This window comes from Azospirillum soli (genome assembly GCF_017876165.1).
Taxonomy (GTDB): domain Bacteria; phylum Pseudomonadota; class Alphaproteobacteria; order Azospirillales; family Azospirillaceae; genus Azospirillum; species Azospirillum soli.
Window position 1 is genome coordinate 195,286 of record NZ_JAGINQ010000004.1, and the last position, 12,681, is coordinate 207,966.

A 12,681-nucleotide genomic window follows, 5' to 3' on the forward strand; every position below is an offset into this window, starting at 1 on the left:
CAATCAATCATTTGTTGGCCCACCCGATTTGGAGGGACCCGCAGGGCGCCTCGGCTTTACGCCGCGTCGCCGCCGCCCGGACGCTTCTCGACCACCTCGTCGATCAGGCCGAAGGCCTTGGCTTCCTCGGGCGACATGAACTTGTCGCGCTCCATGGCCGCCTCGATGGTGTCGAGCGTCTGCCCGGTGTGCTTGACGTAGATGTCGTTCAGGCGCGAGCGCAGCTTCAGGATTTCCTGGGCCTGGATTTCGATGTCCGAGGCCTGGCCCTGGGCGCCGCCCGACGGCTGGTGGATCATGATGCGGCTGTTGGGCAGCGAGAAACGCTTGCCCGGCGCGCCGGCGGCCAGCAGCAGCGAGCCCATGGAGGCCGCCTGGCCCATGCACACCGTGGACACCTGCGGACGGATGTACTGCATGGTGTCGTAGATGGCGAGACCGGCCGAAACGTAGCCGCCCGGCGAATTGATGTAGAGCGCGATGTCCTTGCTCGGGTTTTCCGACTCAAGGAACAGCAGCTGCGAACAGATCAGGCTGGCGACGGCATCGTTCACGCCGCCGATCAGGAAGATGATCCGCTCCTTCAGCAGGCGCGAATAGATGTCGTACGCGCGTTCGCCCCGGTTGGTCTGCTCGATGACCATCGGGACCAGAGCATTCATCTTCGGTTCGAAGTCGTACATGTTGTTCTTCCCTGCCCCCGCAGCTCGATATTCGCCCTTACGGCTTGCATTCGCAGCTTACATATAGGTACGGATTGGGGCGACCGGTAGGCCGCCCCTCTCCATTTCCGCGATCAGGCCGCCTCGGCCTCCTCGTCGGGGTCCTTCATCAGATCGTCGGCCGACACGGTCTTCTCGTTCACCTTGGCAAGCTCAAGGATGAAATCGACGACCTTGTCTTCGAAGATCGGGGCGCGGAGGTTCTCCAGCGCCTGCTGGTTCTGCTTGAAGAACTCGAACACCTGGCGCTCCTGGCCGGGGAACCGGCGCGCCTCGGCGATGAGGGCGCGGTTGACCTCGTCCTGGGTGACCTGGATGTTGTTGCGGCGGCCGACCTCGGCCAGCAGCAGGCCCAGGCGCACGCGGCGCTCGGCGATGCCGCGGTACTCGGCCTTCAGCTCCTCTTCGGGCTTGTCGGCGTCCTCGCCGGCGGTACCGTTCTTCAGCTCCTGCTGGAGGCGCTGCCAGATGCCCTCGAACTCGATGTCCACCATGCCCGGCGGAACCTCGAAGGAGTGGCTGTCGGCCAGCTTGTCGAGCAGCTGGCGCTTCACGCGCAGGCGAGACACGCCGGCATACTCGCTTTTGATGCGGTCGCGGATGGCCTCGCGCAGCTTCTCCAGGCTCTCCATGCCGAACTCCTTGGCGAGGTCGTCGTTGACCTCGGCCGGGACGTTCTTGCGGAGTTCCTTCACGTCCACCTCGAACACCGTCTCGGCGCCCTTCAGACGGTCGTGCGGGTAGTCGGCCGGGAAGGTCACGGTGACGGTGCGGTGCTCGCCGGCCTTGGCGCCGACCAGCTGCTCCTCGAAGCCCGGAACGAACTGTCCGGCGCCCAGCTCCAGCGGATAGTCCTTGCCGTCCATGCCCGGCAGGGCCTCGCCGCCGACGGTGCCGGCGAAATCGATCACCGCGATGTCGCCGTTCTCGGCCGGACGGTCCTCGGTGACCGGAGCCTGGACGGAGTGGGCCGACGCCAGACGGGTCACCGCCTCGTCGACGGCCTTGTCGTCAACCTCGGCGACCGGCTTTTCCAGCTCGATGGAGCCGAAGTCGCCCGGCTCGATGTCCGGCAGCAGCTCGACGCCCATCGTGTAGGACAGGTCGCCGCCGTCCTCGTACTTCTCGACCTCGATCTTCGGCTGCATGGCGATGCGCAGGCCGCGCTCGCTCAGCGCCTGGCGGGAGCTGTCAGCGATCGCATCTTCCAGAGCCTCGGCCAGCACGCTGCCGCCGTAGCGCTGCTTGATCACGGCGACCGGCACCTTGCCCGGACGGAAGCCGGGGAGCTGCACCGTCTGGCGCAGCTCTTCGAGCCGGCCCTGCACCTTCTGTTCGATATCCTGGGCGGAAATGACGACCTTGTACTCGCGCTTCAGGCCGTCGGCGCTGGTCTCGGTGATGTTCATCGGAACGAAAGCCTATCTCGTTGTCCGGCCCGGCGGCGCCCGTCCGGGCGGCCCGAAACCGTGTGTTCCCATGCGGTCCAAGGGTTTGCCATGGTGCGGGCGAAGGGACTTGAACCCATACGACCGAAGTCACTGGAACCTAAATCCAGCGCGTCTACCAATTCCGCCACGCCCGCAATGGCAAAGACAGCCCGCGACGGGTGCCGAACACCCGCCGGACTGCCGGCGAAGTCCGGTCTATAGCACAGCGTTCGCGCCGCAAACAGGCAAAATGGGCCTACCGCGCGATGCGTTTTGGAGGGAGCGGCACGACTCACGCGCCCCCCTTGCCCAGCGACCGGATCGACGACGACGCGTTGACCTTTCCCTCGCCCGTGTAGGCTTCGTGGTTGGCGTCGATTTCGCTCAGTTTGTAGCGGTAGTTGATCATCATCCCGCAGGACTGTTTCAACCCCTTGGCCGAGGTGTCGGCAAGCCAGTTCAGCCGCTCCATCCGCGCGCCGTTGCTGAGGTGGAAATGCGCCACCGGGTCGAGCGCGCGGGCCCGCGCCCCGTCCGGCCGCTCGCTGCGCCGATCCGACGCGCGGGCGGTGGTCAGGTAATGGGCGCACAGCCGCATCAGCGGGCCACGCAGGCGCTTTTGCAGTTCCTCGTCCTTGTGCCAGCCGCCAACCTCCAGGGCGGCGGCCAGAATCGGTTTCCCTTCCAGATCCGATTCGCGCTCGGCCAGCCGTTCGGCGATGCGCTCGGCTTCGGATGGGGTCAGCAGCGCCTCGCCACGCTGGTCCAGTTCGCGGTCCAGCCAACGGCGGAAACCGGGAATCGGCGACAGGGTGGCGAAGCACTTGATGTTCGGGAACTCGCCGGTCAGCCCGTCCACCACGCGCTTGATCAGGAAGTTGCCGAAGCTGATGCCGGTCAGCCCGACCTGCGCGTTGGAGATCGAGTAGAAAATAGCGCTGTCCGCGCTCTTCGGATCGCAGACCGGCGCCGACGGGTCGAGCAGTTCCTGCACGTTGTCGGACATGCCCTCGACCAGCGCGACCTCGACGAAGATCAGGGGCTCGTTCGGCATGCGCGGGTGGAAGAACGCAAAGCAGCGCCGGTCGGAGTCGAGCCGGTCCTTCAGGTCCTGCCAACCGCTGATCTCGTGCACCGCCTCGTATTTGATCAGCTTTTCCAGAAGCGAAGCCGGGCTGTCCCAAGTGATTCGGTGCATCTCCAGGAAGCCGACGTCGAACCAGTTGCGCAGCAGACTCTTCAGATCGTCCTCAAGCGCCTGCAGCAGAGGTTCGCCGCGCGCCATCTCCATCAGTTCAGCACGCAGATCGACCAGGAACTTCACGCCCTCCGGCAGGCCGTTGAACTGGGTCAGCAGCCGCAGGCGCGGTGGTTCCAGCGCCCGGCGCAGCGCCCGTTCGGCGTGCCCGCGCGCCACCGGATCGGTCGCGGCGAGGAAGACCCCCATGGCCTCGTCCACCGCCGCCCGGTCCACGTCGAAGTCACGCGCCAGCATCATCAGGAAGTTGCGCCGCCCCTGGGGATCCAGCGCCAGATAGGTGCGGCCGAGCTGCGCCGCCCGCGCCCGCGCCGACACCTCGCCGCCGCGCGCCTCCAGGCAGGCTTCGATCTGCTCCTTCAGACGTTCGGCGTCTTCCTTGGGCAGCGACGCGCGCGGCGGCGCACCGACGACCCCACGGGCCGACGCGGCGATCTCGCGCCACCGCGTCCGCAGATTGTCCAGCGCACGGTCGAGCAGGTTCGGCTGCGGTTGAGTCGCGGCCTGGGTGGGCTCGGCGCTGATGATGTCCGGCGTCTCGCTCATGCCTTGAGTCTGGCGCGTGGAACCGCTTCCGGCAAGCGGAAGCTTGAGCCTAGGCGCATGGGCATGGCCGGCTATACGACCGTACGTATGCCTTACACCTCACCCGCCTTCAGCCGCTTCAGCACGCCCGGCAAGGCATCCGGAAGATCCTCGGCGATGAGGCCCGGACCGACCGCGTTCGCTGCCTCGCCGTGCAGCCACGCCGCCGCGCAGGCCGCGTCGAACACGTCCATTCCCTGCGCGACCAGCCCCAGCGCCAACCCGGCCAGCACGTCACCCGACCCGGCGGTCGCCAAATCCGGCGGTGCGTTCGTGTTGATGACCACCCGGCCGTCCGGCGCCGCGACCACCGTGTCCGCGCCCTTCAGCAGAACCACGGCGCCGCATCGCGCGGCGGCGGCGCGGGCGCGCGACAGTTTGTCGCCCTCGCCCGGAAAAACCCGCGCGAACTCCCCCTCATGCGGGGTCAGCAGACAGCGCCCGTTCAGCCGGCCGATCAAATCCGCCGGCCGGCCGGCGAAGCTGGTCAGCGCGTCGGCGTCCAGCACGCAGGCTTTCCCAGCCTCCAGCGCCACCAGCACCCGCGCCCGCGTGAAGTCGCCCATCCCGGCGCCCGGCCCCAGCAGCACCGCGTTCTTCCGCGCATCGCCCAGCAACGCTTCGAACGCCGCGTCGTCCTCCACCGGATGCACGATCACGCTCGGCGAACCGGCCGCGTAGATCGGAAAGGGCTCCGGCGGACAGGCGACGGTCACCAGTCCCGCCCCGGCGCGCAGCGCCGCCCGCGCGGCCAGGCGCGCGGCGCCCGTCATCCGCCCGCCGCCGAGCACCACCGCATGCCCACGCGCGTACTTGTGAGCATCGAGCCTCGGCCACGGATAGCGGCGGCGCCACAGCCCCGGCCCGTTCTCCAGAGTCTTCGGATCGATGGCGTCCAGCACCGTGTCGGGAATCCCGATGTCGGCGACGATCACCTCCCCGCACAAGGCCCGCCCCGGCAGCAGCAGATGCCCCGGCTTCCGCCGGAAGAAAGTGACCGTCAGCGCGGCCTGCGGGGCAACTCCCATCACCCGGCCGGAGTCGCCGTGCACGCCGCTCGGCACGTCCACCGCGACCACGGTGAGTCCGGCCATCGCCTCGACTATGGCCTTCGCTATGCCGTCCAGAGGCCGCGCCAGCCCGGCGCCGAACAGCGCGTCGATGACCAGCGGATTGCCGTCGAGAATCGCCGGATCCGCGGCCTCCACCGGCCCGCCCCAGTGCTCCGCCGCCACGGCCGCGTCCCCGCGCAGCGCCGACCTTGTCCCCAAAAGCGCCAGCCGCACCGGCCAGCCCGCCTCCAGCAGCAGCCGCGCGATGACGAAGCCGTCTCCGCCGTTGTTGCCCGGCCCGCACAGCACGGCGGTCGGGTGCGGCGACCAGCGCTCGCGCACCGCCCGCACCACCGCCGCCCCGGCCGCCTCCATCAGCACCGGCCCCGGCACGCCGCCGGCCATGGCCAGCGCGTCGGCCCGATACATCTCCGCGACGGACAGCAACTCGTCCATCATCTCTCTCCAACAGCCCTGCGGAAGGCATCGACCTGGGCGAGCGCGCCGTTGCGCACGAAGGCGATATCGCTGCCCGCGACCACCAGCCGGCACCCCGCGTTCGCCAGCACGTCCATCGGCCGATTCTTCACGGGGATGGTTCCGTACAGCTTGCCCGAATCCAAAATCGCCCGCTCCGCCCGTTCCAACAGGGCCAGCACCTCGGGATCATCAAAGCGGCCCAGTCGGCCAAAGTCGCCCGACAGGTCGTAGGGGCCGACGAACAGCATGTCCACGCCGTCCACCGCCGCGATTTCCGGAATCGCCTCGACCGCCGCCACGGTTTCGATCTGGCAGATGATGAGAAGCTCATCGCCGCAGCCGTCGCGGTACCGCTCGCCGCACAGCCCGTAATCCGCCCCGCGCGCCATGCCGTAGGCAGCGCCGCGCGCTCCCGCCGGCGGGTAGCGGCAGGCGGCCACCGCTGCCCGCGCCTCCTCCGCCGAATTGACGGAGGGCACCATGATTCCCTCGACCCCGATGTCGAGCGCACGCTTGATGTAAACGGGATCGTTCGATGGCACGCGCATGATCGCCGTGCAGGGTGTTCCCGACAGCGCCTGCAAAAGCGCCAAGCCGTCGCGAAGCGATCCCGGCCCGTGCTCGTGGTCGATGACCACGCAGTCGAAGCCGGCGAGCCCGACGATCTCCGCCGCCACGGGGCTGGCCATGTCGAGCCAGCAGCCGAGCGCCGGCCGACCTTGGGCCAGGGTGCGTTTCAGCCTGTTTTCGCGGAACATTGGACCTCCCCTGCATGGCGTTTCGCGCAGCATAGGCGCGCAGCCCGCCGACGACTAGTCGACCGCAAGAGGAAGGACACTTCACAAGGAAGGGGAATGGGGCGATGGATGGGACTCGAACCCACGACCACTCGGACCACAACCGAGGGCTCTACCAACTGAGCTACCACCGCCGTCGCTGGGAGCGGCTTTTTGCTCCAAGACTGGGGGTCCGGTCAAGCAGATTTTTCGTCTCCGCGAATTTTTTCGCACCCGATCTGCCTCACCCCTCTTTCCATACGCTCCCTACCCCGTCCGTACAGGGGTGTTGCGCGGATCGCTTGCACGCTCTGCACAAATATTGTTCAATTCGCCTCATCCGACGGCAGCCCGGTGCCACCGTCGGCGGCATCGCGTCCAAGCTGGCCGGCATACTGCGCTGTCGGACCGCAGCCCCCGCGCTTGGCACGCCGCGTGCTAACGAACGGGCGTCGGCAGAGCCGTGGACGGTGCCTGCCGGCGTTGGCACCTCGTACACGAGAGACCCATGAAGAAGATCGAAGCCATCATCAAGCCGTTCAAGCTGGACGAGGTGAAGGAGGCCCTTCACGAAGTCGGCATCAAGGGGATCACCGTCACCGAGGCCAAGGGCTTCGGCCGTCAGAAGGGGCACACCGAGCTGTACCGCGGCGCGGAGTACGTTGTCGACTTCCTGCCGAAGGTGAAGATCGAGGTGGTGATGGAAGACTCCCTCGTTGAGCGGGCGATTGAGGCGATCCAGCAGGCCGCCCACACCGGCCGCATCGGCGACGGCAAGATCTTCGTCACCCCCGTGGAAGAAGTGGTCCGCATCCGGACCGGCGAGAAGGGTGCGGACGCGATCTGATCGCGCACGTCACGCTGCCCCGCCTCACCCGCCAACATGCGCCTTTCTCTTGCCCACGACAGACCGGCACAGCGCGCGACGCATGGTAATTACCGTGCGCCGGGCCCCCTGAGGGCGCGTCTTTTTGTGCTGTTCCGTTGTGCGTGCGGTAAAGGCGTGACATAACGTCCGCCGCGAGCGCCGTCACCCGCCCCAAGGGTTCGGTTTGACGCTGCGGGACCCAAACCTCTTAAGCGTGGAAAAAGAGATATGTCCGACATCAGCAAGGTCTTCGACCTGATCAAGGAACACGACGTCAAGTACGTGGACCTCCGCTTCACCGACCCGCGCGGCAAGCTGCACCACACCGCCCAGCACGTCTCCACCATCGATGAAGACGTGTTCGAGGACGGCATCATGTTCGACGGCTCCTCGATCGCCGGCTGGAAGGCGATCAACGAGTCGGACATGATCCTGAAGCTCGACCCGACCACCGCCGTCATGGATCCGTTCTCGGCCCAGCCGACGCTGAACGTCCTCTGCGACGTGTACGAGCCGTCGACCGGCCAGCCCTACGCCCGCTGCCCGCGCTCGATCGCGAAGGCCGCCGAGAAGTACATGGCGTCGGCCGGCATCGGCGACACCGCTTACTTCGGTCCGGAAGCCGAGTTCTTCGTCTTCGACGACGTGAAGTTCAAGGTCGAGATGAACAAGGTCTCCTACGAGTTCGACTCGGAGGAAGGCCCGTACACCTCGGACAAGGACTATGAGGACGGCAACCTGGCTCACCGCCCGGGCGTCAAGGGCGGCTACTTCCCGGTCGCTCCGGTCGACAGCGGTTCGGACCTGCGCGCCGAGATGCTGAGCGTCCTCGCCGAGATGGGCGTGCCGGTCGAGAAGCACCACCACGAGGTGGCCGCCTCGCAGCACGAGCTGGGCATCAAGTTCGACACGCTGGTCCGCACCGGCGACAACATGCAGTACTACAAGTACGTCGTGCACAACGTCGCGCACGCGTACGGCAAGACCGCGACCTTCATGCCGAAGCCCGTCTTCGGTGACAACGGCTCGGGCATGCACATGCACCAGTCGATCTGGAAGGAAGGCCAGCCGCTGTTCGCCGGCAACCAGTACGCCGACCTGTCGGAGCTGGCGCTGTACTACATCGGCGGCGTCATCAAGCACGCCAAGGCGCTGAACGCCTTCACCAACCCGACGACCAACTCCTACAAGCGTCTGGTCCCGGGCTACGAGGCTCCGGTTCTGCTGGCCTACTCGGCCCGCAACCGTTCGGCTTCCTGCCGCATCCCGTACGTCGCCTCGCCGAAGGGCAAGCGCGTCGAGGTCCGCTTCCCGGATCCGTCGGCCAACCCGTACCTGGCCTTCGCCGCCCTGCTGATGGCCGGTCTGGATGGTATCCAGAACAAGATCCACCCGGGCGACGCCATGGACAAGAACCTGTACGACCTGCCGGCCGAAGAGCTGGCCAAGGTTCCGACGGTTTGCGGCTCGCTGCGCGAGGCCCTGGACAGCCTGCGTGCCGACAGCGCCTTCCTCCAGAAGGGCGACGTGTTCACCAAGGACATGATCGAGTCCTACATCGAGCTGCGCACCGAGGAGCTGCTGGCCTTCGAGACGATGCCGCACCCGATCGAGTACAAGATGTACTACAGCGTTTGATGTAAGCGTTGAAAACGCTGGGCTTTCAGCCGTCGTCTTGACGATGGTGTGACAGTCCGGTGGTACAGTCAAGAGCCTCCCCTGGGGACACCTGGGGGAGGTTTTTGGCGCTTGCGGTTCAAGTGCCGAAATGCGGCCCTAGTCAGCCGTGTGATTTGCTGACGAAATCTCAGACCCTAACCGTTACACGGCTTCGGCGGATTCCCCCCCGTACCCCTGCTGCCCTCCCCTGGGGGCGCTGAGGGCGCCGCCCCTAAGGTGACCTCTGCGGAGGTGCGCGGTGGAAGCCGCTGAGGGGGCTCCTGGCTTCCTTGACCACCCGACGCTCAGCGGGAGCTTGGGCGCATCCTGAGGGCCTACCGCGCACCTTAGCGGGGATGTCTGGGATAGAGGCTATTGAGAGCGGTCAATCAAAGTCAAAGATATCAGCCCTCGCCACTTCGGACGGTTCACCAGCCTCCACCCTGTTTGTTTGGTGAACCCAGAACCTTTTGACTGATCCGTCAAAGAAGCGCTCGTAACGCCCTCGAAATTCCAATGGGCGGCGAGTATATTGGCTCCAGGAAAAATCGTCCCCAGCAGGGAGTGTCCCTTGATGGTCATATGAAAACAACATTCCCCTTTCTAATTCCGGAGAAAAAAGTGCCCCAGATTTAGACGACCTACTGAAGGCATTAACTACTCCAACCACCGTTGAAACTTTTTCATCCTGAATGCTGTACTCTAATTGCCGCACACCCTCAACACCTAAAGCGGATATAGGATGACGCTGAGATCCACGAGTTATTGCTAAATATTCTGCACTTCTACCAACAGGCCTAAACATATCTTTTGTTGATTTGGCGACAATGCTTCTTATGACATGGATTTCCGTTGCGTGCCCTTCGATGAATTGGTCAACAGAACGCTTCTGCTCTCTCTCAATCGCATCTTTCTTTTCAGATACCTTTTGCTGGCCTTTTAGAATTTTGTTTTGCTCCCTGAGCAAATCTATCACTTGCTGCATTTCGTCATTTGGCTTTGGGAACCAATTATCGAATATTCTCTCCGCAAAAATAGTAAATGGTGCAGTTATCATGGCCGTCGTCACCCCTATGATAATCTGCTGACGAAAAGACCCATCCTCTGCTGGCTCAATATATACATCAGCAAGACTTTTGGGAGCCTTGCTTATTATTCTCCCAGTCTGATAATAGTGTCCTAGTATTGAAAAAACGCGCGCAGCCCCCAGCATGGACGTTGAGGCGTCATAAAGATCCAGCCGCCCATAGCTCGCCATTCCTCCGTCGAAGATAAGGGTGATGCGCTCATCCATGTTGCAGCCTCCATTTGCCGTACCCTTAATTGCATATACCACCCCATCTCCTTTTTCCACGGGATTGAACTAGGTCTGGCTCCACTATGGCGCGGCCAAGCCAATTCTAAGCACACCAATTTTCACTCCCTTTTTGTCTAATTTGAGTATACCCAACCAAGGCGCTTCAGTGAGACAGCCAAGCCCAAGCTTTGCATGTCTCATTTGGGTTGACATCCAGTTTGCAAGACATCAACGTTGGATGGTCTAGGCCCAAACGAGACAATGGAGCGGGGATCATGGCTGTCTACGGGTATGCTCGGGTGTCCACCACGGACCAAGACCTTACGGTTCAGAAAGAGGCCCTTCGCAAGGCGGGCTGTGAGGTGATCCGCACCGAGAAGGTAAGCGGGACCAGCCGGGAGGGGCGGACGGAGTTGGAGACCCTTCTTCAGTTCCTTCGCCCTGAGGACACCCTCATGGTTACCCGTATCGACCGCTTGGCCCGGTCCATCGGAGACCTTCAAGACATCGTTCGGGACCTGAAGGGTAAGGGAGTGCGGCTCAAGGCTACGGAACAGCCATTCGACACCGGAGACATCTACGGCGAATTGACGCTCAACCTTCTCGGGGTGTTCGCGGATTTCGAGACGAAGCTTCGGCGTGAGCGGCAGATGGAAGGGATCGCCAAGGCCAAGGCCGAAGGGGTCTACAAGGGGCGCAAGCCGTCCATTGACGCAGAAGCCGTGAAGGCCCTTGCGGCTGAGGGTGTCGGTGGATCGGAGATTGCCAAGCGCCTGGGGATCGGTCGCGCCTCCGTCTATCGCATTTTGGGGGCCTCCTAAGCCCCCTCCCCAGCGCACCGGCATGGCTCCCCGTTGGAATGGCCCGTGAGGGTGTGCGCTAGGCTCCCAGGATTGCGCCTGAGGGTCCGGATAGACCAAGGTAGCCGGAGCCCGCAAAGCCTCTCCACGGGACACACCGCACCACCGGATGCTGTCCCGTTGCAAACCTCCGTTCCACGAGCGGGACTGTCCCGTTACCGGAACTTTTAACACTTTGACACAGTGAAATCACAAGGGGTAGGTCTCTGGGTGTCCGTGAGGTGCAGTGACTACACCTCCGTAACCCTGAGGAAACCACCAATGCGTATCGAGTTTGACAGCCACACCGGAGCTTACCTGTCCTGGGCCAATGGCTTCCTCTGGGTGACCAAATCCAAGGGAGCGGGAGCAAGCCTTGAGCATCCCGAAGGCAAATCCTGGGGGTTCTGACGCGAGGACGGAGAGACGTTCCTGAACGCTGGTTCTATCGTTGCCGCACTCGGGGTCCATAGGCGCGCATAAATGGGGCCTCCTTTACCACAAGATAGAACCGTACATTGCTTGCCTGTCTGTGAGAACATCTGTTGGGCATTCCCACCAAGCCCCCCGTGGCGCATCCCCGGTCTCTCCTGACGTGTCCCATGGGGGCTTGTTGCGCGCCGCCAGCGCCTTCAAGGTGTAGTCACTATACCGGAGCCAAGACGATACCGGAGCGGGGACAGAAGACGCCCTCCGAGATCCGACACAGAACCAATTTCAGTCACGTTGAAGGTGCCCAGGGAATTAGGGGACACCTTTACTCCTGGGTTGAGATACGGGTTATCTCAAGGTTCTCTGAAGATGTAACTTAGGGTTCATCCTAGTTCATCATCTTCAACAATCACCCTTAGAAAGCTTATCCTGAAGTTTCTTCCTAAGATGAACCTCAGGAAGCACCTTCCATCGTGTCTCATCCATGGTCATCCATCCTAGGGGACACCTCCCTTTTTCAATAACGACATCCCAAGGAACTACACATGAAGGAACTCAAAGGTTCCCGCTACAAGGATGCGGTCTTGCACCGCTCCCAAATCCGCCTCAGTCCCACCGACCGGGAAACACTCAGGCGCATCCGGACCCGCTACGAGGACGAACAGGGGGTCAACCCGAGCAATTCCATCGTTCTGTCCATGGCCCTGTCATCCCTCTCCGAGGAGATGAACAAGGGAGTTCTGAGGGGTCACCCGTCTCTGGCCTGACGGAACCGCCAAGTTCCTCTGCCGCCCCAGCCCTGGCGGTCCCCGGATCGTCGGTATAGTGACTACACCTGCCCCTCTCCATTGCCCAGCAAGCCCGATCCACGTTCATATTTAACGTATTTGGCTTGTTGTTAATGGCCTTCGCTGTTCAACCAACCAACAGGCTTCATGCTTCACGCCACCATCGACAAGCAAACTTGCTCCTGCCCCGCCCTGGGTGTCTCCGTCACAGCCGACACCGACGAAGACCCCATCCTCATCCTGTGCCGCAAGCTGGATGGTGCTGGACACGGGGACGAAGCTCTCACCGTTTCCCGCAACGGAACGCCAGCGGTTCACGTCAGCAGCGTCCGACAAGCCGCGCGCCTTACCGTGGTCGAAAACAAGAGCGTCGGTCTACGGTTCGCTCGGTTCCGTCCCTACGGTGCGGGTAAGCCCGTAGAGGGGCCTCCGGCTTCTTCCCTACTGGCCTACCAGACCACCACTCAGACGCAATCCTCGGCCCTGACCGCGCAC

General features: G+C 63.6%; 11 protein-coding genes and 2 tRNA genes. 5 read left to right on the forward strand and 8 right to left on the reverse strand.

All coding sequences use genetic code 11. The features are described from left to right. Positions 1 to 56: 56 nt before the first annotated feature. From clpP to J2852_RS08630, 7 genes are all read right to left on the reverse strand, one after another. Positions 57 to 683: an ATP-dependent Clp endopeptidase proteolytic subunit ClpP gene (gene clpP / locus J2852_RS08600; RefSeq protein ID WP_209873882.1), complete on the reverse strand. Its 627-nt coding sequence runs from the start codon at positions 681 to 683 to the stop codon at positions 57 to 59. Between the two features lie 113 nt (positions 684 to 796). Continuing rightward, a complete protein-coding gene (tig, locus tag J2852_RS08605; protein ID WP_209873885.1) occupies positions 797 to 2,131 on the reverse strand; it encodes a trigger factor in 1,335 nt (444 codons plus the stop codon). Between the two features lie 91 nt (positions 2,132 to 2,222). Then, a tRNA-Leu gene (locus tag J2852_RS08610) sits at positions 2,223 to 2,307 on the reverse strand. Between the two features lie 137 nt (positions 2,308 to 2,444). Further along, entirely contained in the window at positions 2,445 to 3,956 is a 1,512-nt protein-coding gene (locus J2852_RS08615; RefSeq protein ID WP_209873888.1) for a malonyl-CoA decarboxylase, read from the reverse strand. A 92-nt stretch (positions 3,957 to 4,048) separates the two neighbouring features. Next, positions 4,049 to 5,503, reverse strand: coding sequence for an NAD(P)H-hydrate dehydratase (locus J2852_RS08620; protein WP_209874499.1), 1,455 nt, complete (start codon positions 5,501 to 5,503; stop codon positions 4,049 to 4,051). Continuing rightward, entirely contained in the window at positions 5,503 to 6,285 is a 783-nt protein-coding gene (locus J2852_RS08625; RefSeq protein WP_209873891.1) for an HpcH/HpaI aldolase family protein, read from the reverse strand. The genes J2852_RS08620 and J2852_RS08625 overlap by 1 nt, the downstream gene beginning before the upstream one ends. A gap of 97 nt (positions 6,286 to 6,382) precedes the next feature. Continuing rightward, a tRNA-His gene (locus tag J2852_RS08630) sits at positions 6,383 to 6,458 on the reverse strand. Positions 6,459 to 6,811: 353 nt separating this feature from the next. Between J2852_RS08630 and J2852_RS08635 the strand changes: the two genes are divergently transcribed. Together J2852_RS08635 and glnA are read left to right on the forward strand one after the other, a co-directional pair. Beyond that, positions 6,812 to 7,150 carry a P-II family nitrogen regulator gene (locus tag J2852_RS08635; protein WP_012974531.1) on the forward strand — a complete coding sequence of 113 codons (339 nt, stop codon included), beginning with the start codon at positions 6,812 to 6,814 and terminating at the stop codon, positions 7,148 to 7,150. Between the two features lie 249 nt (positions 7,151 to 7,399). Beyond that, positions 7,400 to 8,809: a type I glutamate--ammonia ligase gene (glnA, locus tag J2852_RS08640; protein ID WP_209873894.1), complete on the forward strand. Its 1,410-nt coding sequence runs from the start codon at positions 7,400 to 7,402 to the stop codon at positions 8,807 to 8,809. Between the two features lie 406 nt (positions 8,810 to 9,215). Here the strand turns inward: glnA and J2852_RS08645 are convergent, their stop codons facing one another. Beyond that, positions 9,216 to 10,124 (reverse strand): DUF7946 domain-containing protein, encoded by a 909-nt coding sequence (locus tag J2852_RS08645; protein ID WP_209873896.1) that lies wholly within the window; start codon positions 10,122 to 10,124, stop codon positions 9,216 to 9,218. 278 nt (positions 10,125 to 10,402) lie between these two features. Between J2852_RS08645 and J2852_RS08650 the strand changes: the two genes are divergently transcribed. From J2852_RS08650 to J2852_RS08655, 3 genes are all read left to right on the forward strand, one after another. Beyond that, positions 10,403 to 10,948 carry a recombinase family protein gene (locus J2852_RS08650; RefSeq protein WP_209873899.1) on the forward strand — a complete coding sequence of 182 codons (546 nt, stop codon included), beginning with the start codon at positions 10,403 to 10,405 and terminating at the stop codon, positions 10,946 to 10,948. A 300-nt stretch (positions 10,949 to 11,248) separates the two neighbouring features. Continuing rightward, positions 11,249 to 11,377 (forward strand): hypothetical protein, encoded by a 129-nt coding sequence (locus tag J2852_RS31985; RefSeq protein ID WP_281418432.1) that lies wholly within the window; start codon positions 11,249 to 11,251, stop codon positions 11,375 to 11,377. Between the two features lie 566 nt (positions 11,378 to 11,943). After that, positions 11,944 to 12,165 (forward strand): hypothetical protein, encoded by a 222-nt coding sequence (locus tag J2852_RS08655; protein ID WP_209873901.1) that lies wholly within the window; start codon positions 11,944 to 11,946, stop codon positions 12,163 to 12,165. Positions 12,166 to 12,681 lie beyond the last annotated feature (516 nt).